Origin of the sequence: Lysobacter gummosus, from assembly GCF_001442805.1 — a bacterium.
Classification (GTDB): domain Bacteria; phylum Pseudomonadota; class Gammaproteobacteria; order Xanthomonadales; family Xanthomonadaceae; genus Lysobacter; species Lysobacter gummosus.
In genome coordinates, this window is the sequence record NZ_CP011131.1 from 5,145,016 (window position 1) to 5,167,719 (window position 22,704).

The 22,704-nt window shown below is 66.6% G+C and carries 22 protein-coding genes; 14 read left to right on the top strand and 8 right to left on the bottom strand.

Annotated elements, in window-relative coordinates; translation table 11 throughout:
- Positions 1-15 precede the first annotated feature (15 nt).
- Positions 16-624 (top strand): hypothetical protein, encoded by a 609-nt coding sequence (locus LG3211_RS20925; protein ID WP_222837536.1) that lies wholly within the window; start codon positions 16-18, stop codon positions 622-624.
- A 12-nt stretch (positions 625-636) separates the two neighbouring features.
- Positions 637-2,133 (top strand): MocR-like pyridoxine biosynthesis transcription factor PdxR, encoded by a 1,497-nt coding sequence (gene pdxR / locus LG3211_RS20930; RefSeq protein ID WP_057944515.1) that lies wholly within the window; start codon positions 637-639, stop codon positions 2,131-2,133.
- 91 nt (positions 2,134-2,224) lie between these two features.
- On the opposite strand, the gene LG3211_RS20935 is transcribed toward pdxR, so the two are convergent.
- The 4 genes from LG3211_RS20935 to pcaD all read right to left on the bottom strand — a co-directional run bounded on the left by LG3211_RS20935 (position 2,225) and on the right by pcaD (position 6,653).
- A complete protein-coding gene (locus tag LG3211_RS20935; protein WP_057944516.1) occupies positions 2,225-3,901 on the bottom strand; it encodes a sensor domain-containing diguanylate cyclase in 1,677 nt (558 codons plus the stop codon).
- Positions 3,902-4,063: 162 nt separating this feature from the next.
- Positions 4,064-5,320, bottom strand: coding sequence for a D-amino acid dehydrogenase (locus LG3211_RS20940; RefSeq protein WP_057945653.1), 1,257 nt, complete (start codon positions 5,318-5,320; stop codon positions 4,064-4,066).
- Positions 5,321-5,444: 124 nt separating this feature from the next.
- Positions 5,445-5,693: a hypothetical protein gene (locus LG3211_RS20945; protein WP_057945654.1), complete on the bottom strand. Its 249-nt coding sequence runs from the start codon at positions 5,691-5,693 to the stop codon at positions 5,445-5,447.
- A 162-nt stretch (positions 5,694-5,855) separates the two neighbouring features.
- The gene (gene pcaD, locus LG3211_RS20950; RefSeq protein ID WP_057944517.1) at positions 5,856-6,653 is read right to left on the bottom strand and encodes a 3-oxoadipate enol-lactonase; all 798 of its coding nucleotides are present in this window, start codon (positions 6,651-6,653) and stop codon (positions 5,856-5,858) included.
- Between the two features lie 171 nt (positions 6,654-6,824).
- On the opposite strand from pcaD, the gene LG3211_RS20955 reads away from it, so the two are divergent.
- The gene (locus LG3211_RS20955; RefSeq protein WP_057944518.1) at positions 6,825-7,781 is read left to right on the top strand and encodes a LysR family transcriptional regulator; all 957 of its coding nucleotides are present in this window, start codon (positions 6,825-6,827) and stop codon (positions 7,779-7,781) included.
- A 55-nt stretch (positions 7,782-7,836) separates the two neighbouring features.
- Here the strand turns inward: LG3211_RS20955 and LG3211_RS20960 are convergent, their stop codons facing one another.
- Both LG3211_RS20960 and LG3211_RS25985 read right to left on the bottom strand, forming a co-directional pair.
- A complete protein-coding gene (locus LG3211_RS20960; RefSeq protein ID WP_148649048.1) occupies positions 7,837-8,214 on the bottom strand; it encodes a hypothetical protein in 378 nt (125 codons plus the stop codon).
- Between the two features lie 7 nt (positions 8,215-8,221).
- Positions 8,222-8,491, bottom strand: coding sequence for a hypothetical protein (locus LG3211_RS25985; protein ID WP_148649049.1), 270 nt, complete (start codon positions 8,489-8,491; stop codon positions 8,222-8,224).
- A gap of 194 nt (positions 8,492-8,685) precedes the next feature.
- Between LG3211_RS25985 and LG3211_RS20965 the strand changes: the two genes are divergently transcribed.
- Both LG3211_RS20965 and LG3211_RS20970 read left to right on the top strand, forming a co-directional pair.
- The gene (locus LG3211_RS20965) at positions 8,686-9,330 is read left to right on the top strand and encodes a class I SAM-dependent methyltransferase (protein WP_057944520.1); all 645 of its coding nucleotides are present in this window, start codon (positions 8,686-8,688) and stop codon (positions 9,328-9,330) included.
- Between the two features lie 117 nt (positions 9,331-9,447).
- Complete coding sequence (locus LG3211_RS20970) at positions 9,448-9,921, top strand: SRPBCC family protein (RefSeq protein ID WP_057944521.1); 474 nt, start codon at positions 9,448-9,450, stop codon at positions 9,919-9,921.
- 10 nt (positions 9,922-9,931) lie between these two features.
- Here the strand turns inward: LG3211_RS20970 and LG3211_RS20975 are convergent, their stop codons facing one another.
- The gene (locus LG3211_RS20975) at positions 9,932-10,951 is read right to left on the bottom strand and encodes a sugar kinase (RefSeq protein ID WP_057944522.1); all 1,020 of its coding nucleotides are present in this window, start codon (positions 10,949-10,951) and stop codon (positions 9,932-9,934) included.
- A gap of 328 nt (positions 10,952-11,279) precedes the next feature.
- Here LG3211_RS20975 and LG3211_RS20980 point away from each other — a divergent pair, with 328 nt between their 5' ends.
- The 7 genes from LG3211_RS20980 (at position 11,280) to kduD (ending at position 17,982) form a co-directional block, all read left to right on the top strand.
- Positions 11,280-12,116: a 2-keto-4-pentenoate hydratase gene (locus LG3211_RS20980; RefSeq protein WP_057944523.1), complete on the top strand. Its 837-nt coding sequence runs from the start codon at positions 11,280-11,282 to the stop codon at positions 12,114-12,116.
- Positions 12,113-13,105: a TRAP transporter substrate-binding protein gene (locus LG3211_RS20985; protein WP_057944524.1), complete on the top strand. Its 993-nt coding sequence runs from the start codon at positions 12,113-12,115 to the stop codon at positions 13,103-13,105. The genes LG3211_RS20980 and LG3211_RS20985 overlap by 4 nt, the downstream gene beginning before the upstream one ends.
- The gene (locus tag LG3211_RS20990; RefSeq protein WP_083512719.1) at positions 13,086-13,646 is read left to right on the top strand and encodes a TRAP transporter small permease; all 561 of its coding nucleotides are present in this window, start codon (positions 13,086-13,088) and stop codon (positions 13,644-13,646) included. Before LG3211_RS20985 ends, LG3211_RS20990 begins: the two co-directional genes overlap by 20 nt.
- Entirely contained in the window at positions 13,646-14,929 is a 1,284-nt protein-coding gene (locus LG3211_RS20995; RefSeq protein ID WP_057944525.1) for a TRAP transporter large permease, read from the top strand. Before LG3211_RS20990 ends, LG3211_RS20995 begins: the two co-directional genes overlap by 1 nt.
- Positions 14,930-15,052: 123 nt before the next feature.
- Complete coding sequence (locus LG3211_RS21000) at positions 15,053-16,138, top strand: LacI family DNA-binding transcriptional regulator (protein ID WP_083512720.1); 1,086 nt, start codon at positions 15,053-15,055, stop codon at positions 16,136-16,138.
- Between the two features lie 226 nt (positions 16,139-16,364).
- Positions 16,365-17,210 (top strand): 5-dehydro-4-deoxy-D-glucuronate isomerase, encoded by an 846-nt coding sequence (gene kduI, locus LG3211_RS21005; RefSeq protein WP_057945657.1) that lies wholly within the window; start codon positions 16,365-16,367, stop codon positions 17,208-17,210.
- 10 nt (positions 17,211-17,220) lie between these two features.
- Positions 17,221-17,982 carry a 2-dehydro-3-deoxy-D-gluconate 5-dehydrogenase KduD gene (kduD, locus tag LG3211_RS21010; protein ID WP_057944526.1) on the top strand — a complete coding sequence of 254 codons (762 nt, stop codon included), beginning with the start codon at positions 17,221-17,223 and terminating at the stop codon, positions 17,980-17,982.
- A gap of 176 nt (positions 17,983-18,158) precedes the next feature.
- Here kduD and LG3211_RS21015 read toward each other — a convergent pair whose 3' ends face one another.
- The gene (locus tag LG3211_RS21015; RefSeq protein ID WP_057944527.1) at positions 18,159-19,256 is read right to left on the bottom strand and encodes a polysaccharide biosynthesis/export family protein; all 1,098 of its coding nucleotides are present in this window, start codon (positions 19,254-19,256) and stop codon (positions 18,159-18,161) included.
- A gap of 578 nt (positions 19,257-19,834) precedes the next feature.
- On the opposite strand from LG3211_RS21015, the gene LG3211_RS21020 reads away from it, so the two are divergent.
- The gene (locus LG3211_RS21020; protein ID WP_235113548.1) at positions 19,835-20,209 is read left to right on the top strand and encodes a low molecular weight protein-tyrosine-phosphatase; all 375 of its coding nucleotides are present in this window, start codon (positions 19,835-19,837) and stop codon (positions 20,207-20,209) included.
- A 36-nt stretch (positions 20,210-20,245) separates the two neighbouring features.
- Positions 20,246-22,474 carry a polysaccharide biosynthesis tyrosine autokinase gene (locus LG3211_RS21025; protein ID WP_057944529.1) on the top strand — a complete coding sequence of 743 codons (2,229 nt, stop codon included), beginning with the start codon at positions 20,246-20,248 and terminating at the stop codon, positions 22,472-22,474.
- Positions 22,475-22,704 lie beyond the last annotated feature (230 nt).

Consider the following 22,704-nt stretch of genomic DNA (forward strand, 5'->3'; position numbering starts at 1 on the left):
TATCGAGCCGCTCTCATGTCCCGTCCCGTATCGGCCACACGCCGCCGCCTCCTGTTCGATGCCGTCGCCGGCGCCGCCGCGCTGGGCCTGTCGCCGCTGGCCGCCGCCGCGTCCGCCCCGGGCCGGGTCAAGAAACTGTCCGGCACCGACATCGCGCTGCCGACCGGCGACGTGCACGATTTCGATTTCTTCGTCGGCCGCTGGACCTTCAGCAACCGGCGCCTGAAGCGGCGCTGGGTCGGCAGCGATGAATGGGACGAGTTCCCGGCCTCGCTGAGCTGCGAAAGCCGCATGGGCGGGATGGTCAACATCGACGAAGGCGTGTTCCCGACCAAGGGCTGGCAAGGCATGACCGTGCGCGTGTTCAACCTCAAGGAACGGCGCTGGTATCTGTACTGGATCAACAACACCACCGGCGAGTTGTTTCCGCCGGTGGCCGGCGGCTTCGACGGCGATCGCGGCGAGTTCTTCGGCGACGACCACGACGACGGCCGGCCGGTGAAGATCCGCTTCCGCTGGACCCGGGTGGACGCCGATCACGCGCGCTGGGAGCAGGCGTTTTCGCTCGACGGCAAGGACTGGGAAACCAACTGGCGGATGGAGCACACCCGCGTGAAGGCCTAGTAGCATGGCGGCATGGCCAAACATGCCGGATCGGTGTTCTCCGTGGATGTGACCGGGCTGGACGCGCAGGCCGGTCAGCCCGCGTACGCGCGCATCTGCGAGCGCATCCGCAGCGCGATCGTCAGCGGCGCGCTGGCGCCGAACGCGCGCCTGCCGTCGGGCCGCACTTTGGCGAAAGACCTGGGCGTGGCGCGCAACACGGTGGATTGGGCGCTGGATCAACTGGTCGCCGACGGCTACATCGTGCGCCGGCGCGGCGCGGGCAGTTTCGTCGCCGCGCAGCTGCCCGAACGCGACGCACCGCCGCTGGCGCCCAGGCGCGCGGCCAAGCCGCGTGTGGAAACCGCGCCGCGGCGCCTGTCGCAACGCGCCGATGCGTTGCGCAGTTATCCGGGCCACTATCTCGCCGCCTCGGCGATCCCGTTCACGCCGTCGCTGCCGCCGATCGATCTGTTCCCACGCGAAGTCTGGAACCGCCTGCTGCAGCGCGAAGCCAGCAAGGCCGGCAGCGACTACTGGGAGTACGGCGCCAGCAACGGCCTGCCGGCGCTGCGCGGCGCGATCGCCGCGCACGCCTCGGCGATGCGCGCGGTGCGTTGCTCGCCCGGGCAGGTGATCGTGGTCACCAGCACCCAGCAGGCGGTGGAACTGGCCGGCAAGGTGCTGGCCGATCCCGGCGCCAAGGCCTGGTGCGAAACGCCCGGCTATCAACCGGTGCAGCACTGCCTGCGCGCGGCCGGCCTGGAAGTGGTCGCGGTACCGGTGGACGCCGACGGCCTCGACGTGGACGCCGCGCTCGCCCTCGCCGGCGATGCGCGCGTGGCCTATGTCACGCCCGCGCATCAGTATCCGCTGGGCGTGGAGATGTCGATCCAGCGCCGCAAGTCGCTGCTGGCCTGGGCGAGGCAACACGACGGCTATGTGCTGGAAGACGACTACGACGGCGACTACCGCTACGAGGGCCGGCCGATCGCGTCGCTGCAAGGCATGGACGATCACGGCCGGGTGATCTACATCGGCAGCTTCAACAAGATCCTGTTCCCGGGCCTTCGCATCGCCTACGCGATCGTGCCCGAGCCGCTGGTCGCCGCCTTCGTCGATGCCAAGCACGCCGCCGACGGCCATACCGCCTTGCTGATGCAGGGCGCGCTGGCGGCCTTCATCCACGAGGGCCACCTGGGCCGGCATCTGCGCACCACCCGCGCGATCTACGACGAACGTCGCCTCGCTTTCCTGCACGAGGCGCAAACCTTGGCCGATCTGCTGGATTTCGGCCCGGCCATCGCCGGCATGCACGTGGCCGCGCGGTTCAAGCCGGCACTGGCGGCGAGGGTGGACGATCGCGCGGTCGCCGAGGCTTGCGCGCGCGAAGGCATCGCCGTGCATCCGCTGTCCAAATACGGGGCCGGCGAGCGTGGACTGGTGTTCGGTTTCTCCGGCGCCACCCGCGCCCAGAGCCATGCGGGGCTGACGATCGTGCGCGGCGCGATTCTCGCTGCGCTTGTTTGAGCGCGGCGGCTTGCCATGCGCGCACTCAGAGCGAGCAACGGAACTCTCCCTCTCCCGCGAGCGGGAGAGGGGCTCCATCGAGGTTCGACGTTCAGATCACCACATCGCCCACCGCCGCGCGCTGCACCGTCACCCGATCGCGGCCACCGGCCTTGCTCGCGTACAGCGCCGCGTCGGCGCGTTCGAGCAGTTGGTCGAAGCTCTCGCCCGGACGCAGCTCGGCGACGCCGACGCTCAGGCTCAAGGGCAGCATGCGGCCGTGCACGGTCGGCGGATTGGAGCTGATGGTGCGGCGCAGATGTTCGGCGACCACCAATCCTTGCTCCAGCCGCGCGCCGGGCAGGCCGACCAGGATTTCGTCGCCGCCGTAGCGGCCGCACAGATCGGTCGCGCGCAGACGGTTGCGGGTGCGCTCGGCGACCGTGCGCAAGGCTTCGTCGCCGGCGCTGTGGCCGTGCTCGTCGTTGATGCGCTTGAAGTGGTCGATATCGAAAAACACCACGGTCAGCGGGCGCTTGTTGAGATGCGCGTCGCTGATCGCCTGGCGCAGGCCTTCCTCGATCGCGGCGCGGTTCATCACGCTGGTCAGGCGGTCGTAGGTGGCGCGGTGCTTGGCGTTGTCGTGATCGCGGCGCAGTTGCTGCAGCTTCGCCGCCAATCCCATCAGCAGGCCCAGCCCGCCCAGCACCAGGCCGATGGGATAGGCGTATTCCAGCCAGGCAAAGATCGGCCACCAGCGCTGATAACTGCCGACCAGCACGATCAACACCGCCATCAGCGGCGTCCACGCCAGCATCAGGAAATACGCTTCGCGCTGCCGCCGCGAGATCGCCACCGCGCTGGCGTAGACGGTCGCGCCGATCACCACCAGCAGCACCACGTTGCCGAAGCTCGCGCTGATGCGCCAGGTGCGGAAGATCGAGATCGCCAGCAGGATGCCCAGCAGCCAGCTGCATACGTTGAGCACGCGCGCGATCCGCGGCTGGGTTACGCCGAGATCCAGGAAGAACATCAAAAAGCGCACGCTGGCCAACACCGCCGCGGTGTTGAGCACGACGTTGGTGCGGCGATCGGGCATCAGATCGCTGAACCAGGAAATCATCCGCACTTCGCCGCCCTCCACCGCCAGATTGAAGGTCTGCATCAGCAAGGTCAGGCACAAGAAGGCGTAGCCGCGTTCGCGCAGGCCGATCCAGAACGCGAACGCCAGCACCGAGATCACGCCCAGCGCCGTCAGCACCACGCTGCGCAGGGCGACGTGGCTCATGTCCTGGCGATGCACGGTGTCCAGAGGTTCGATCTGCAGCGTCGAGGTAGTCAGCCCGGTGCCTGCCACGCGCAGGTACAGCACTTCACCCTTGCGCATGCCGCCGTCGAGCGGAAACACCAGGAAGCGCGAGGAGTGCTGGAACGATGCGGCCTTGCCGTGCACCGAGCGGCGCACCGGCTCGGCATCGCCCGGACGCCAGACACTGACCGCCTTGCGGTACGGCTGGCTCATCACCAGTTGCGGCGCGTTGTTGGCGGCGACGTCCTGATTGGCGGTGAGCCGCCACCAATGCGCCTGTCGATCGATCACGTGAATCTGGTCGCCGCGTATCGGCACGAAGCGCTGCGCGTAGTCGCCGGCGAGCAGGCGCGCGGGCGCCGGGTCGGTCGCCGGCTGCAGCCGCGCCAGGGTAAAGGGCTGCGCGCAGGCGAGCGCCGTCACCGTCAGACCCAGCAGGGTCAGCAGGGTCTGCCAGATAAGACGCCAGGACCGATCCATTTCCTCAGCAACTCGATGAAGCCAGCGCGAGCATAGCCCAGCCGCGAGCCGCGTGATCTTACAGTTAGGGCGCAGTTCCGCACAGGATTGGGAACTCGATTCCGTTGCGAGAGATGAATCCGCCGCCGCGCCCCTTGCGCCGGCCCGCGCGGAGGCTTCGGCTCAGTCGCGGTAACGCTCCACGCCCAGGCCATCCAGACTGATATCGGGGGGGCGGCCGGCGATCAGATCGGCGATCACCCGGCCGGTACCGGCGGCCATGGTCCAGCCCAGCGTGCCGTGACCGGTGGCGAGGAACAGCCGGCGCAGCGGCGTGGCGCCGATCACCGGCGTGCCGTCGGGCGTCATCGGCCGCAACCCGGTCCAGAACTCGGCCTGCGCGGCATCGCCGCCGCGCGGAAACAGATCGCCGACCACGTGATTCAAGGTGCGCCGGCGCGATTGATGCAGGCGCCGATCGTAACCGGCCAGCTCCGCGGTGCCGCCGACGCGGATGCGATCGCCCAGCCGGGTGACCGCGACCTTGTGGGTCTCGTCCATGATCGTGGACTGCGGCGCATAGCGTTCGTCACTGATCGGCAAGGTCAGCGAATAGCCTTTCACCGGATACACCGGAATGCGGATGCCCACCGGCGCCAGCAGCAGCGGCGAATAACTGCCGAGCGCGAGCACGTAGGCATCGGCACGGCACGGGCCGGCATCGGTGTGCACGCCGCGCAGTTCGCCGCCTTCGCTTTCCAGTCGCTGGATATCCACGCCGAAACGGAATCTCGCTCCGAGCGATTGCGCCATCGCGGCCAGATTCTGCGTGAATTTGAAGCAATCGCCGGTCTCGTCCCCGGGCAGGCGCAACGCGCCGACGAATTTGTCCTTGACCAGTTCCAGCGCCGGCTCGTAGCGCAAATAGCCGTCGCGATCGAGCAACTCGAAGGCCACGCCGGATTCGCGCAGGATCTCGATGTCCTTGCCGGTGCCGTCGAGTTGGCGCTGAGTGCGGAACAACTGCAAGGTGCCCTGCTGGCGCGCGTCGTAGGCGATGCCGGTGTCCTCGCGCAATTCGCGCAGGCAGTCGCGGCTGTATTCGGCCAGCCGCACCATGCGCGCCTTGTTGATGCGGTAACGCGCATGCGTGCAGTTGCGCAGCATCGCCGCGCACCAGCGCAGCAGCGCCGGATCGAGCGCGGGCCGGATCACCAGCGGCCGATGCCGCATCAACAGCCACTTGATCGCCTTCAACGGCACGCCCGGCCCCGCCCACGGCGCGGAATAGCCCGGCGAAACTTCGCCGGCGTTGGCGTAACTGGTCTCCATCGCCGGCGCGGGCTGGCGATCGATCACTTCCACCTCGAAGCCGGCCCGGGCGAGGTAGTACGCGGCGGTGGTTCCGATGACCCCGCTGCCGAGAATGAGAACTTTGATGCGGGTCACCCTTGTGTGCGCGGGCCGGGACGCTCCCCGGGCGCCGAACAAGCGCAGGCTACCACCGCGATGCGCGCGACCGGAATCCCGCCACGCCGGGCCTTTCGATGCCGCGGCGCGGCGCTCAGTCGCGGAGCTTGAAGTCCGGATGCTCGTCGATCGAGCCGTCGGTGCGCAACACCACGAACTTTTTGCTATTGGCGCGGAACAGCACCGCGATGGGGTCCTGGAACAGCGGCCGGCGCACGAACTTCAAGGTCCAGCCGAACTGCTCCAGCGTCGTCAGCGCATCGAGCTGATGCCGGGTCAGGCCGGCGCGCAGGCCGACCGGGCTCACCAGTTCGGCCGGTTGACGGCGTTGACGGTCGGTCATGGCGTCGGCGCCCGTGCGCTGTGCGAAAACGGATTCCGACAATACCGCAGGGCGGCGCCGATGCAAGCCGGCGGCACGCGCGCAAGGCCGTGCGCGCCGCCGGGTTCGTGATGCAGTCCACGCTTGGCGACGACTGCCGCCATGCCCCGGCGCGGCGCGCGCTTATCGCGCCAGCAGGAAATCGACCACGGCGCGGTCGAAGGCCTCGCCGAATTCGATATTGGTCAGATGCACCGCCGGCCATGTCAGCAGCTTCGCGCCGGCGATGGTCGCGGCGATGGCTTCGCTGTGGCTGGCGGCGGTCACCGTGTCGTGCTCGCCGGCGATCACCAGGGTCGGCGCGACAATCAGCGCATTGGTGCGGCGCATGTCCATGTCGCGCACCGCGGCGTAGTTGCCGGCCAGGCCTTGCGGCTGCGTCGCCAGCAGCATCGCGCGAAAGGCGCTCACCACCGGGGCCTCGGGCTCAAGCATGTGCGCGGGAAACCAGTTGCCGAGGAACATCTGCGCGGTATCGACCATGTCCGGCGCTTGCAATACCGAAGCGATGCGCTCGCTCCACTGCCCGGCCGGACCGAGATAGGCCGAGGTGTTGCTCAGGATCAACCGGTCGATGCGCTCGGGCGCATGCACGCCCAGCCATTGGCCGATCATGCCGCCGAGCGACAGGCCGAGAAAATGCGCGCGTTCGATCCGCAGGGCGTCGAGCATCTCGATCACGTCGCGACCCAGGCGATCGAGCGAGTACGCGCCCGCCGGCACGTCGCTGCCGCCGTGGCCGCGGGTGTCGTAGCGCAATACGCGAAAGTGCTGCGTCAGCGCCGGGATCTGCGCGTCCCACATGCTCAGGTCGGTGCCGATGGAATTCGACAGCACCAGCACCGGCCGGCCCGCGTCGCCATCGAAGCGGTAAGCGACGCGCACGCCATCGCCGGTGTGGAAGTAAGACAAGGTGTTCATGAGGCTTGTTTCCCTGGAATCGTTCGCGACCCCGCGGCGGCGCGTCGATCGCGCTGCCCGGCGGAATGCCGCGACGGCCTGCGCCGTGGAAACAAGGCTAGTTGCGGCCCGCCCGGCTTGATATTACAAAGATCGCACAGTCTTTGTAATTAAACCCGACAGGCCCGCCGCATGAGCGCTTTCACCCTGCACGACCTGCAATGCTTCGACGCCGTGGTCCGCGCCGGCGGCTTCCAGGCCGCGGCCGCCGCCCTGCATCGCTCGCATCCGGCGGTGTTCGCCGCGGTCGCAAAACTCGAACGCCAGCTCGGCCTGAGCCTGCTCGATCGCAGCGGCTACCGGGTGCGACCGACCGCGGCCGGGTTGTCGCTGCATCGCCGCGCGCAATCGCTGCTGCGCGAATTGCAGGAACTGCGCACGCACGCCGAGCAGCTGGCGATGGGCGAGGAAAGCGAACTGCATGTGGTGATCGGCGACCTGTGTCCGCGCACGCAGGCGCTGGCCCTGCTCGGCCGCTTCTTCGGCCGATGCCCGGGCACGCGGCTGCATCTGCATTTCGAGGCGGTGAGCGGGCCGTGGGAGCGTTTGTTCGACGATGAGGCCGATCTGATCGTGCACCGCATCGACAAGAGCGACGCGCGCCTGGAATGGATCGACCTGTGCGAGGTGGCGATGATACCGGTGGTCGCGCCCGGATTCCTGCCGTTTCCGGTCACCCGCGCGATCCGTCCCGAGCAGATGCGCGGGCTCACCCAATGCATCATGCGCGACAGCGCGCGGCATTCGCCGCCGCAGGATTACTTCACCGTCGAAGGCGCGCATCAGTGCACGGTGGCCGATCAGGCGATGAAGAAGGACATCATTGCGCAGGCCATGGGCTGGGGCCACATGCCGGGATTCATGATCGAGGACGAGTTGCGCGACGGGCGCCTGCAATCGATCGTCGGGCGTTATCTGCCCGGACGCCGCGAGCAACTGGTCGTCGCGCGCCGCCGCGATCGCGCGCAGGGGCCGGTGGCCAATCGCTTATGGGATTACCTGCTGGAACACGCGCCGGCGTTTCGCGACTCGCTCAAGCCGTCGGCCGCGACGGCGCGCAAAACCGCGGCGCGCAAGAAAACCCGATAGCACGCACTCGCGCTTTCCTGTCAATGCCGGCAAGCGCGACGCGGAAACCCGCGCTCTAGCTGTTCTTGCTCCAGCGCGAACGCGGACGATCGCCCAGGATCGTCTTCGACGACGAGCTGAGCATTTCCGGCTCGGTATTGGCGCCCAGCGATTTCAATCGCACCGAGGTGTAGTTGCCGTCGCCGAGCAAATCCAGACTGGCGGCCGGATTGCGCAGCAGCGCCTCGCGTTGCAGGAACGTCTCCGCGCCCACCACCGGCGGACTGCGCAGGCTGCACAACTCGATGTCGAGTTTCAGCCGGCTGGTGCCGGAGGTGCGCCAGGGATGGCCGGGCACCAGGCGGCTGACGATCGCGCTGTCGAGCTTGATCGTCACCGTCTTGTTTTCGATCGATTCGCATCGACCCACCGCGATATCAAACATGGTCTGCATCACGACCTCAGTGCGAGACATAAGTGAGCACGCTGTCGAGTCGGGCGGTGAGCAACAGGCTGCGAAGTCGCGCCTCGATGACCGGTATGTTTCCAAGCCTCGGCGAAGCGCGTAGCGAATAAACCGCGGTACGTTTTCCCAGCAAGTATCGGTGCATCCGCTGCACCGTGACGTTCGTCGTTCCGCAAGCTTCCATCCAGATCAGTCGTAGCGGCGCGGGCCCTACCGTTTGTCCGTTGGACAGCGTGAACTGGAACCACTCAACGTGATTATCCATTTTGGTTCCCACACTACAGTCGGGCCAGTATGCGCTTATAAGCCTGCGGAAGTTGAATGGGGCCGCGCCGACGAAATGTCTCGCTTAATCCGTATAAAGGGCGTAGGGTGGAAAGGCGACCCGGCTTCTCGCGATTCATAAGACGCTGCAACAGCGTCGCTGCCTGCACGACGGCTCACGTCACCCGAGGCTCTTTGCGATATCACACCCGTGTCATCGATCTTCGGATCGGTGAGTTCGACTATCGCATCCGCGCACTCAAGGATCGGCAACAGTTTTTCGATCCCGACGAAGAAGCCGAACGCGCCGGCGTTCCGCCCGCGATGTGGAGCATCTTCGGCCAGTTGTGGCCGGCCGGAGTGCACCTGGCGCAGGAAATCGCCAAGCGCGACGTGCGCGGCCTGCGCATTCTGGAAATCGGTTGCGGCCTGGCGTTGAGCAGCCTGGTGCTGCGGCGCGGCGGCGCCGACGTCACCGCCACCGATCAGCACCCGCTGGCCGAACGCTTTCTGCATCACAACTGCGGCCTCAATCACGTGAGCGAGGTCGCCTATTGCCATCTGGATTGGCGCGACGACATCGACCTCACGCTGGGCAAGTTCGACCTCATCGTCGGCAGCGACGTTCTGTACGAGCGCAATCACGCGACCTTGCTGTCCAACGTCATCCAGCTCTATGCAGGCACCGACGCGGAAATCCTTATCGCCGATCCAGGCCGCGGCAACTGCGGCGCCTGGACCGGCGCGATGCTGGCGAAGGGATTCACGTCCACCGAAAGCCGTTTCTCGGTCGAAGGCCGCACCGCGCTGAGCGGACGTTTGATGAAACTCCACCGCTGAGGCGGCGACGCGGCTGCGGGACGAACTACAAATCGACACGAATTGGCGGCGCCGCGCGCCGCGCGTTGAGGCAGGATATCGATCCGGCCATTCAAGGCCTCAGCCGCCTGCCCCGCGATGGACTTCGACCCGCAAGGCCAGTATCCCGATCAGGTGACCAAGCACATCCGGATCGACGCGTCGCCGTCGAAGGTCTGGCGCGCGCTGACCGTCCCGAGCGAAGCGGTGGCATGGATGTCGGACGAACCGCTGGAGTTGATCACCGACTGGATCGTCGGCGCGCCGATCCTGATTCGCGGCATCCTGCATGGACGGCTGCGCTTCCAGAACAGCGGCAGAGTCGAAGCCTTCGAACCCGAACGCGTTCTTCAGTACAGCCACTGGAGCTCGCTATCGCGCCGGGTCTTGCCCGATCTTGCGCACAATCACGTCGTTATCCGCCTCGAACTGCAGCCGTCGGATGCGGGCACGGATCTGCGGCTGAGGCTGAGCAATCTGACCAGCTACGCGGTGTACGGGCACATCAATTATTACTGGGAAATCGCCTTGGTCGCGTTGAAGCGGCATTGCGAATCGCCGGCGGCGGACTAGGCGTCGATGTTTACCGGCGCACGTGAAACCCGCCGCCGCCGAGCAACGCCTCGACCTCTTCGACCGACACCGGATTGAAATCGCCGGGTATCGAATGCTTCAGGCAGGCCGCGGCCAGGGCGAAATCGAGACTGCGCGCATCGTCCATGCCGCTGCACAGGCCGTGCAGGAATCCGGCCGCGAACGCATCGCCCGCGCCGATGCGATCGACGATGCCGGCCAACTCGCGCGGCGCGGCGTGGCCTCGTGTTCCGTCGCGATGGAACGACCACGCCGACAGGACGTGATGATCGACATCGCGCTGTTCGCGCTGGGTGCACACCAGCCGCTGCAGATGCGGGAAGGCGTCAAACGCGCGCGTCGCGGCCTGACTCAGGCTGGCGTGGAACGGCTCAGCAAAGATCTCGCCGCCCAGCGCCACGGCGATGTCGCGGTGATCGGCGAAGATCAGATCCGTCTGCGCCATCAACTCGCGCAGGATCGAACCCGGATCGCCGCCCCATTGCTGCCACAGCTTGGCGCGGAAATTTCCGTCGAAGCACACGCGCACGCCGGACGCGCGCGCCGCCGTTGCAGCGGCCAGCGCGGCTTGCGCGCCGGCCACGCCCAGCGCCGGCGTCACGCCGGACAGATGCAGCCAGCTCGCGCCGGCCAACGCCTTCGACCAGTCGTAGCGGTCGGCGCCGGCGCGCGCGAACGCCGAATCGGCGCGGTCGTAGAGCACGCTGCTCGGGCGCTGCACCGCGCCGGTTTCGAGGAAATACAAGCCCATGCGGCCCGGCGCCACATCGACCAGACGGGTATCGACGCCGTGCCGGCGCAATTCGCCGATGGCCGCGTGGCCGAGCGCGTTATCGGCGACCACGCTGAGCATCGCCGCCTCATGGCCGAAACCGGCCAGCGACACCGCGACGTTGGCTTCCGCCCCGCCGATGCACACCTCCAGCCGCGGCGATTGCAGCAGACGCTCGCGGCCGGGCGCGGCCAGCCTGATCAGCAATTCGCCGAAACACAGGATTCGTTCTGCCATGCGGTTTTCTCGGAATGGGTTAGTGTCGCGCGCCGTTGCGGCGCGGGCTGGGCGGGGATGCGTGACTCTCGGTGTCATGTCCCGGGGACACGGTATCAGGTGGGGCTTGGGGCTGGGAGCGGGCTGGGGTCAAGTTGGCCGGTGCGGCTTGGCGCGGAGGCGTCGCGACCGGGTCGATTAAACTGCCTAAATATCAATTACTTAAGGCCATCGCCTCGAACAAGTTCGTGGGCCGGCGGAATTCCTCCTGCTCGGTTTATTGTCAATGACACCGGTTTCCTATACAACTTGTTCCATCAGAAATCGCGTTCCGAAGGACCGCCCCGGCATGGATAAACACCCGTTCGACGACTCTTTCGACCCGGCCGCCGTAGCGGCGCGCCTGGTCCTGGCGCGGCGGACGGCCGAAGCCTTGCCGGTCTATCCCGGCCCGTTGCCGCGCAGCCTGGACGAGGGCTATCGCGCCCAGGACCGGGCGATCGCGCAGTGGGGCAGCGAGGTGGCCGGCTGGAAAGTCGGGCGCATTCCGGAAAGTTGGGAACAGCGCCTGGGCGAAGACCGTCTGGTCGGGCCGATCTTCGCCGAGGCGGTGCAGCACGTCGCCGACGGACAGGCCGGCCGGTTCGCGGTGATCGAGCGCGGCTTCGCCGCGGTCGAGGCCGAATTCGTGTTCGAGCTGGGCCACGACGCCCCGCCCGGGCAACTGGATTTCAGCCACGCCCAGGCCGCCGCGCTGGTGTCCGCGTTGTCGATCGGCATCGAACTGGCCGGCAGCCCGATGCCGATGATCAACGCGCTGGGCCCGCCGGTGGTGGTGTCGGACTTCGGCAACAACGCCGGCCTGATCGTCGGCCCGCGCATCGCCGCCTGGCAGTCGCTGGCCGACCACGAGCTGACCTGCGAGACCTTCATCGACGAACGCAGCGTCGGCCGCGGCGGCGCGGCCTCGATTCCCGGCGGTCTGCTCGCGGCGCTGGCGTTCGCGCTGACGCGCTGCGCGCGGCGCGGCCATCCGCTCAAGGCCGGCATGTACGTGACCACGGGCGCGGCGACCGGCATCCACGACATCCTTGCTGGACAGCGTTCGCGTATTTCCTTCGGCCGTTGGGGCAGTCTGCATTGCGAAACGGTGCCGGCCCGCGGCATCGCGGGGGCGATCGCATGAGCACACGCCGCGAATTTCTCCGCGGCCTGGGCGCCGCCGGCATCGCCGCCGCGGCGCCGTCGGCGCTGTGGGCCGAGGACGGACGCCGCCTGCTCACCGCCACCGATGTCCACGTCAAGGACTATCCGACGGTCGCGGCGATCGAATGGATCGGCCAGCAATTGCAGCAGGCCACCGGCGGCCGCCTGGGCTTGCGCATGTATCACTCCGGGCAACTGGGGCGCGAGTCGGAAGCCATCGACATGGCGCGCTTCGGCGCCATCGACATCACCCGCGTCTACAGCGGCGCGCTCAACAACGCATTTCCACTGACCCAGGTGCTGTCGCTGCCGTACGTGTTCGACTCGGTGGCGCATCTGCGCCGCGCGCTGGACGGCGGCGTCGGCGCGCAGGTGCTGCGCGGCTTCGCTTCGCGCGAACTGGTCGGACTGGCGATCTACGACTGCGGCGCGCGCTGTTTCTACAACACGCGCAAGCCGATCCGCACCCCGGCCGACATGCACGGATTGAAGTTCCGCGTGCCGTCCTCGGACATCTTCATGCGCATGATCCGCCTGCTCGGCGGCAATCCCACACCGCTGGCCTACGGCGAAGTGTTTTCCGCGCTGCAGACGCATCTGATCGACGGCGCCGAGAACAATCTGCGCAGCTTCCACTCCAGCCGCCAGTTCGAGGCCGCGCATTACTGGTCGCAAAGCGCGCACTCCTATGCGCCGGACGTGCTGCTGATGTCCAGGCGCAGTTTCGATTCCCTGCGCGCAGGCGACCGCGAGTTGCTGCTCGACCTGGCGCGCAGGTCGGTGACCGTGATGCGTCAGCGCTGGGACGAATCGGAAACCAGCGCACGCGCGGCCCTGGTCGCCGCCGGCGTGCGCATGAACGAATGCGACCTGCCCGCGTTCCGCGCCGCGGTCGCGCCGCTGCTGTCCGACTACCACCGCGTGCCGGCGCTGGAAGCGCTGTACCGCGATGTCCGCTCCCTGGCTTGAGGCATCGATCGTGGAAGAGACTCTCGATACGCATGAGCGCGCCGCCTCGCCGGCGGCCCTCGGCCTGCTGGACCACGTCGCCACCGGCGCGGTCGCCATCGCCGGGACGGCCCTGGTCGGCATGGTCGCGGTGCAGGCGCTGCAGGTGTTCGCGCGTTACGTTCTCAACGATTCGCCGGGCTGGACCGAGCCGGTCGCGTTGATCCTGCTCAATACCGCGATGAGCTTCGGCGCCGCGGCCGGCGTGCATCACGGCGCGCACTTCGGCTTCTTCGTGCTGGTGCACTGCGCGCCGCCGTTGCTGCGGCGGGCGATGCTGGCGCTGTCCAACAGCGTGATCGCGCTGATCGGCGCGGCGCTGGCGTGGTGGGGCGGCGAACTGCTGCTGGACGGAATCGACATCCCCATGGCCGGCGCGCCGCTGCCGCAAAGCGCGGTGTACGCGCCGATGGCGATGGGCGGCGCGCTGATGGCCTTGTTCGCGCTCAAACGGCTGGCCGCGGTGCTCGCGCCCGCCCCCTCGACGATGCGGAGCGAATGATGGAAGTCGCGATTCTGTTCGGCGTGTTCGCGATCTTGCTGATGATCGGCGTACCGGTGGCCTACTCGCTCAGCTCGGCGGCGCTGGCGACCTTGCTGTGGATCGGCCTGCCGCCGATCGTGGTGGTGCAGCAGATCGCCGCCGGCGCCGGCTCGGCTTCGCTGATCGCGATCCCGCTGTTTATTTTCGCCGGCGAAATCATGCTGCGCGGCGGCATTTCCGAGCGCTTGATCGGTCTGGCCTCATCGCTGGTCGGGCATCTGCGCGGCGGCCTGGGCCAGGTCAGCGTGCTGTCGTCGCTGTTCTTCGGCGGCGTGTCCGGCTCGGCCATCGCCGATGTGTCGGCCATCGGCGGGGCGATGATCCCGCAGATGGTCAAGCGCGGCTTCGACCGCGATTTCGCCGTCAACGTCACCATGACCGCGGCCATGGTCGCTCTGCTGGTACCGCCTTCGCACAATCTGATCCTGTACTCGGCCTCAGCCGGCGGCAGCATTTCGATCTCCGACCTGTTCGCCGCCGGCATCGTGCCGGCGCTGCTGATGACGGTCACGCTGATGACCACGACCTGGATCATCGCCCGCCGCCGCGGTTACGTGGTCGAGCCGTTCCCGGGCCTGGGCATCGTCGCGCGCCGCTTCGTCGCCGCGTTGCCCGGATTGATGCTGGTGGCGCTGATCTTTATCGGCATCCGCGCCGGCATCTTCACCGCGGTGGAGAGCGCGGCGATCGCGGTGGTGTACGCGCTGCTGGTCACTGCGCTGGTCTATCGCAACCTGCGCTGGCGCGATTTCCTCGAAACCGTGACCGGCGCGGCGCGCACCACCGGCATGATCTTGTTCGTGATCGCCTCGGCCGCCTCGTTCGGCTGGCTGCTGGCCTATCTGCAGGTGCCGACCGCGGCGGTGGACGCGCTGACCAGCATCACCACCGACAAGAACCTGCTGTTGCTGCTGATGATCCTGATCCTGCTGGTGCTGGGCACGTTCATGGATCTGGCGCCGATGATCATCATCTGCACACCGATCTTCCTGCCGCTGGCCAAGGCCATCGGCGTGGACCCGGTGCATTTCGGCATCATCCTGATCCTGAAGGGCGGCATCAGCCTGATCTCGCCGCCGCTGGGCTCGGTGCTGTTCGTCGGCACCGCGATCGGCAAGATCAGCATCGGCGAGGCGCTGCGCACGATCTGGCCGTTCTGGCTGTCGGCCCTGGGCGTGCTGCTGGTGGTGACGTTCGTTCCACAACTGTCGCTGTGGCTGCCGTCGCTGCTCAAGCACTGACGGCGGCGCCGGCGCCGGTTCGTTCGCGATCCGGCGCCCGGCGCGGCTTGCGCGGCCACGACCGCGCAAGTGGCCGAGCCGGCGGGCTAGAATCACCGCAACGCTCTTCTGGCCTGCCTGCCCATGCCGCGCAAGAAAACTGAACATCCGGCGCCGGCTCTGGCCAAGGCTGCGGCGCCGGTGCGCCAGGCGCCGGACAAGGCGAAGACGATCAACGACATCGCGCGCCTGGCCGAAGTGTCCAAGAAGACGGTATCGCGGGTCATCAACCATTCGCCGCTGGTGCACCAGGAAACCCGCGAGCGGGTCGAAGCGGTGATGCGCCAGTTCAACTACACGCCCGATCCGTTCGCGCGCGGGCTGGCGTTCCGGCGTTCGTTCCTGATCGGCATGGTCTACGACAACCCGACCGCGCAGTACATCGTCAACATGCAGTACGGCGCGCTCGACGCGATCCGCGACTCGGGTTTCGAGCTGGTCGTGCACCCCTGCGACAGCCGCAACCCGGGCTATATCGACGGCGTGCACCGCTTCGTCCAGCAGCAGAAGCTGCACGGGGTGATGCTGGTGCCGCGCGTGTCGGAAGACCAGGCGCTGGCCGACATGCTCGCCGACATCGGCTGCCGCTATTCGCGCATCGCCTCGGTGTCGCTGGACGAAGCCTCGCGCATGGTCATCACCCACGACCGCGACGGCGCCGCGGAAGCGGCCGATTACCTGCAATCGCTGGGCCATCGCGATATCGCCCTGATCACCGGCCCGTCCAGCTATCGTTCGGCGCATGAACGCACCGCCGGTTTCGTCGAGGCGTTGAGCAAGCGCGGGATCGAACTGCCGGCCGCGCGCATCGTCGAAGCCGGCTACACCTTCGAATCAGGCGTGGCCGCGGCGGAACGGCTGCTCTCGGGCAACCAGCGGCCCAGCGCGATCTTCGCCGGCAACGACGAAATGGCCGCGGGCGTGTACAAGGTCGCGCTGCGCGCCGGCATCAGCATTCCGCAGCAGTTGTCGGTGGTCGGTTTCGACGACAGCCCGCTGGCGTCGCGCTTGTGGCCGGCGTTGAGTTCAGTGCGGCTGCCGGTGCGCGACATGGGCCGGATCGCCGCGTCGATGCTGCTGCAGTCCGAACCCGGCGCCGCTTCGGTGGCCTCGGCCAGCGTGCGCCCGCATCTGGTCGTGCGCGATTCCTGTCAGCCGCCGGCGTACTGACGCCTCGCTGAAGTCGCTATTTGAGCCAGCGCGCGCCTCGATCCCCGGGGCGCGACGGCTCTGCGCGGCCGCCGCGTTCTTGCGTTGCTCAGCCGCCGAATCCCCGTCTTCTGACCGTCCTGCGATGGCGCTGTCCGCCCTAATGACACCGGTTACCTTTCGGGACTAGAATCGCCCGAAACCCCTCGCCCACGTCATGTGCGAGCGCCACCTCGGGAGTTCCTCGATGTTCCAAAAGACCTATCACGCGACCCATCCGGACATGATGGCCGGCGCCAGCAACCAGCAATTGCGCGATCGCTACCTGATCGCGGATCTGTTCGCCGACGGCGAAGTGCGCCTGAACTACTCGCACAACGAACGCTTCGTCATCGGCGGCGCCGCGCCGACCGCCGCACCGATCAGTCTTCCCGCGCAAACCGAACCGGCCTCGGCCGCGGGCAAGCCGTTCCTGGAGCGGCGCGAGTTGGGCATCGTCAATGTCGGCGCCGGCGCCGGCACGGTGGTGGTCGATGGCCAGAGCTATTCGCTGCAACCCAAGGACGGCTTGTATGTACCGATGGGCAGCACCGAGGTCGTGTTCGCCTCCGACGACGCCGCGCAACCGGCGAAGTTCTATCTGGCCTCGACCCCGGCGCATGCGCGCTACGAGGCCGTGCACATCTCCATCGATCAGGCCGTGCCGCTGCTGCGCGGCGCGCTGGAGACCTCCAACGAACGCACGATCTACCAGTACATCGTGCCGGCCACCTGCCGCTCGTGCCAGCTGCTGCTGGGCCTGACCGTGCTCAAGCCCGGCAGCGTGTGGAACACCATGCCGCCGCATCTGCACGACCGCCGTTCGGAGGTGTATTTCTACTTCGACCTGGGCGATCAGCAGGTCATGCATTTCATGGGCGAGCCGGCCGACATGCGCCACCTGGTGATCCGCAACGACGAGGCCGTGGTGTCGCCGCCGTGGTCGATCCACATGGGCTCGGGCACGAAGAACTATTGCTTCATCTGGGCGATGGGCGGCGAGAACCTCGACTACACCGACATGCAGCAGATCGACATCTGCCAGCTCAAGTGAGGAGGCGCGCGTGAACCACGACGATCCTTTCAGCCTGAGCGGCAAAGTCGCGCTGGTTACCGGCGCCAATCGCGGCCTGGGCCAGGGCATCGCGCTGGCGCTGGCGCGAGCGGGCGCGGACGTCGCCTGCCTCGCCAGCGGTGCTTCGCACGACACCGTGCAGCATGTGCGCGGCCTGGGCCGGCGCGCGCATGCGATCCAGGCCGACCTGTCGAGCCTGGAGCCGATCGAGCGCATCGTCGGCGGCACGGTCGAGGCCTTGGGCGCGATCGACATCCTGGTCAACAACGCCGGCCTGATCCGGCGCGCGGACGCGATCGACTTCAGCGAGGAGGATTGGGACGCGGTGATGAACGTCAACCTCAAGAGCGCGTTCTTCCTGGCCCAGGCCGCGGGCCGGCGCATGCTCGCGCAGGGGCGCGGCAAGATCGTCAACATCGCTTCGATGCTGTCGTTCCAGGGCGGCATCCGGGTGCCGTCCTACACCGCGAGCAAATCCGGCCTGGCCGGCATCACCCGTTTGCTGGCCAACGAATGGGCCGGCAAGGGCGTGAACGTCAACGCGATCGCGCCGGGCTACATGAGCACGGACAACACCGCGCAACTGCGCGCGGACGAAACGCGCAACCGCGACATCCTGGCGCGCATTCCGGCCGGGCGCTGGGGCGAGCCTTCGGACCTGGGCGGGGCGGCGGTGTTTCTTGCCAGCCGCGCGTCGGATTACGTCAACGGCGCGGTGTTGCCGGTGGATGGAGGGTGGCTGGCGCGTTGAGGGTGGCGGGCCCTCACCCCAACCCCTCTCCCGCGAGCGGGGCTTGGTGCGGCGGCGCGCTGATCGTTTTCGCGCTCAAGCCGCCGCGTACATTGCCCGCGGCGACGCCGGCCGCGTGAGCCAGCGACGCCGCGAGCGCGCAAGCGCCGCTGCGCCGCGACGCCCGCGCCGCGACATCACTTGTCGAGCAGATTGTCGGTATTGGCCGCGTTGTTGATGATGTTGGAGAACGGCAGCAGCTGATTGACGAAGCGATTCCAGCGGGTCACGCCGGCCGGTCCCACGAACACCACATCGCCCGCGCGTACCGGGAACTGGCTGGCCAGCGCGTAGGACGCCGGCGACTTGGCGTTGAGGTGATAGATCATCGCCGGTTCCTTGCGCATGTCTTCCACGCCGCGGATCACGTAGACCGCTTCGCCCTTGGCGGTCAGCGGATTGAGCCCGCCGGCGCGGCCCAGCGCCTGGGTCAGGGTCATGTCGGTGGTCTTGAAGGTCAGCGCCTGCGGGCGCATGACTTCGCCGACCACATAGACTTCCTTGCGATCGTTGTACGGCATGTACAGATGATCGCCGGCCTTCAGGTAAATATCCTTCGCCACCGACTCGCCGCGATTGAGCCCGTCCAGATCCAGGTGGTACTGCTTGTCGCCGCGGGTCAGCACGAATCCGGACAGGTCCGCGCGGATCGGGTCCACCGTCGCCGCGCCGATCGCCTGCGCCAGGGTCAAGGGCGTGGCGGTGATCGACTGGCGGTCGGTCTTGACGAACGCGCCCTGCAAGGTCACGCGCTGGCTGCCGTAATCGATGATGCTCAGATCGACCTGCGGGCTTTCGACGAAGCGCGAAATCTTGTCGGTGAGCAGCGTGCGCAGCTCTTCGATGGTCAGGCCTTCCGCGCGCACCACGCCGACATACGGATAGAACAGCGTGCCGTCCGGCCGCACCATGCGCCCGTTCGCGGCCGCCTGCTGCTGGGTGCCGGCCGGCGAGGTCAGCTCCGGGTGATCCCAGATGGTGATGTACAGCGTGTCGCCACGGCCGATGCGGTAGGAGTCGGGCTGATACGCCATCAGTTCGGCCGGCAACGCGATCTGGCTGCGATGTTCGGTAGACAGAAATTCCGGGGTGATCGAGACCATCTTGATATGGCCGTCGTCGGCGACGCCGCTGCGCACGAACTGACTCGGCGAAATGTATTGGCCCGGCGCCAACATGCAGCCCGGGAGTCCGACGATGGCGGCGACGGCCAGCGCGCGCGAAAACTTGCTCATGGTGTCGTCTCTAAATCGCGAACGCGGATGAGGCCGGGCGCCTGTGCGGGACGATGCCGGACGCATGCGGACACGGCACGACTTCGCCATTGCGCGCCGCTGAATAAGGATGAGTGCCGACCGCTGACGCCGGACGAACAAGATACGGTTGGCGCATGAATCCTCAGTAGATTACGTCGTTACTGGTGCTGCCCCCGTGCAAAAAGTATAGCCAGCGCGAACGCATTCTTGTTCACACACATGGAACCTCATCACGTTTTCTGTCATCGAATGCGTTCTGGATACAGCTCACGTTAGGTAACCGCATGTGTTGAACAACATATCTTTAACGAATATGTCCAGCCGTGCCCGCAATGTGCAATGTGTCAACGAGTGATGCGCGTCACGGCTTGAGGGATGCGTTCTCTATTCATGTTGACCCTGTAAGGTGCAGCTCTTACATTCGCGGCCGTTGCGTTCGAGCCACGCTTCGTGCGTCTCATGATGCGCGGTCGCTTAAAACCTGAGGCATCGAGCGTGTGTTCAAACGAGTTTTGATGGTTTGCGTAGGCAACATCTGCCGCAGTCCGACCGCGGAAATGTTGCTGCGCCATGAGTTGCAAGGTCGGGATGTCACCGTAGAATCCGCCGGTCTTGGCGCCTTGGCGGGTCATCCGATCGACGCTACAGCACAGGCTGTGCTGGAAGGACATGGATTGAGTGGGCAATCCCATGTCGCGAGACAGATCGACCGCACGATGATCGATGCGGCCGATCTGATACTGACGATGGAGCCATGGCAGATCGATGCCGTGCTCCGGATTTCCCCACACGCGCGAGGCAAGACCTATCTACTAGGCAAATGGCTGGACAACACCAGCATTCCGGATCCATACCGGCAATCGCGCAGCGCGTTCGAACAGGCCTATCAGCTGATCAGCTCGGGGGTGAGCAGCTGGAGGGCCTATCTGTGATGCGGCCCGTTCCCTTTTTTTCAGGTTCTTTCCCCCATGTCGGCAGCCCCCACGACGCCCGGTCCGTACCAGGACAGAAGCAACGATGAGATAGACCTGGCCGCGCTGCTGGGGACGTTGCTCGATCACAAATGGCTGATCGTCAGCGTCACCTCGATCGGTTTCGTGCTCGCCGTCGCTTATGCGCTGATCGCCTCGCCGGTGTACCAGGCCAATGCGATGGTGCAGGTGGAGTCCAATGCCCCGACCCTGCCCGGCCTGACCGCGGTCACCCAGGCGCTGACCGATTCGGCGCCGCAGGCGGTGACCGAGATCGCGCTGCTGACCTCGCGCTCGGTGGTCGGCAAGGCGGTGCAGGATCTCAAGCTGGATGTGCAGATCGAGCCGGTCCGCTTCGTGCTGATCGGCGAACTGATGGCGCGCCGCTATCAGCCGACCCGCCCGGGCGACGTGGCTTCGCCGTGGCTCGGCCTCAACAGCTACGGCTGGGGCGGCGAAAGCCTGCACGTGGCGCAGCTCACCGTCACCGACGAACTGGTCGCCAAGCCGCTGACCCTGGTCGTCGGCGAGGCCGGCAGCTACCGCCTGTACGACGAAGACGACACCCAGCTGCTCAGCGGCAAGGTCGGCGAAACCGCCACCGGCGGCGGCGTGAGCCTGCAAGTCAAGGACATGGCCGCCAACCCGGGGATGCGCTTCGAGATCACTCAGCTCTCGCGCCTGGCGATCATCACCGCGCTGCAGAACAACCTGATCGCCACGGAAAAAGCGAAGGACTCCGGCATCCTGCAGCTGAGCTACCAGCTCGGCGATCCGGACCTGGCCGCGCAGACGCTCGATGCGATCACCCGCCAGTACACCAAGCAGAACGTCGAACGCAATTCCGCCGAAGCCGCCAACAGCCTGAAGTTCGTCAACGGGCAGTTGCCCAAGACCCGGCGCGACCTGGAAAAGGCCGAGCAGGCCCTGGCCAAGTACCAGGAGCAGGCGCATACGGTCGATATCACCCTGGATGCGCAGTCGCTGCTCGACCAGGTCGTGGCGCTGGATACCAGCATCTCGCAGTTGAAGATGCAGCAGGCCGAGGTCAGCCGCCGCTTCACGCCGCAACATCCGGCCTACAAAGCCTTGATGTCGCAGCTGGGCGAACTGGAATCGCGCAAGCAGCAGATCAACGACCGCATCAGCGTGCTGCCGCAGACCCAGCAGGAACTGCTGGGCCTGACCCGCGAAGTGCAGGTCAGCACGCTCACCTACACCAACCTGCTCAATCAGGCGCAGCAGCTGGATATCGCCCGCGCCGGCACGGTCGGCAACGCCCGCGTCGTCGACAAGTCGGTGGTGGACATCAGCCAGCCGGTCAAGCCCAAGCGCCTGCTGATCGTGATGATCGGCACCTTCGTCGCCGGTTTCCTGGCGGTGGCCTGGGTGTTCCTGCGCCAGATGCTCAGCCGCGGCGTCGAAGACGTGAAGGAGATCGAGCAGCTCGGCCTGCCGATCTACGCCTCGATTCCGATGAGCGACTTCCAGCGCGACCATCACAAGCTCGGCCGCAAGCTGCAGAGCAACGGCACCCGCCTGGACAAGCCGCATCTGCTCGCGCTCGACGCGCCCAACGATCTGGCGATCGAGGCCATGCGCAGTCTGCGCACCGCGCTGCACTTCGCCCGCATGGAAGCGAACAACAACATCCTGATGGTTTGCGGCGCCAGCCCGGGCGCCGGCAAGACCTTCGTGTCCACCAACCTGGCCGCGGTGATCGCGCAGGGCGGACAGCGCGTGCTGCTGATCGACGGCGACCTGCGCCGCAGCACGCTGCACAAGGTGCTGGGCCAGGACCCGCACGACGGCCTGTCGGATCTGCTGATCGGCCGCATCGACGTGAAGACCGCCACCCGCACCACCGCCATCCCCGGCCTGGACTTCATTCCGCGCGGCGAAGCGCCGCCCAATCCGTCCGAACTGCTGATGCGCCCGAACCTGGGCGTGCTGTTGAAGATGGCCTCGCAGCAGTACGACCTGGTCATCATCGATACGCCGCCGATCCTCGCGGTCACCGATGCGGCGATCATCGGCCGCCATGCCGCCACCAGCATCATGGTGGTGCGCTTCGGCCTGAATCCGCCCAAGGAGCTGTCGATGGCGATTCAGCGTTTCGAACAGAACGGCATCGATCTCAAGGGCGCGGTATTCAACGCCGTCGAACGCCGTCACGACACCAACTACGCATACGGTTATGAATACCGGGCGACGCCGGAGAAGTGAGGCCGCGAAAAATTATTACGATTTCAATCGCAACTATTGCGCGTCCTGCCCGCCGTTTTGTTTTCGCTCATTTTTTGCGGATGCGAAATTCCGCGAAATGCCGGAAAAACGCAGTGAGAAAGGGTGATTCATAAGCAACCGGGTTGCCCGTCGCCATTGCCATGCGATGTACCGCAATGATCATTTTGACGTAAGAAATTCTTATATGTGTCGCATGTGAACGAGCAGCA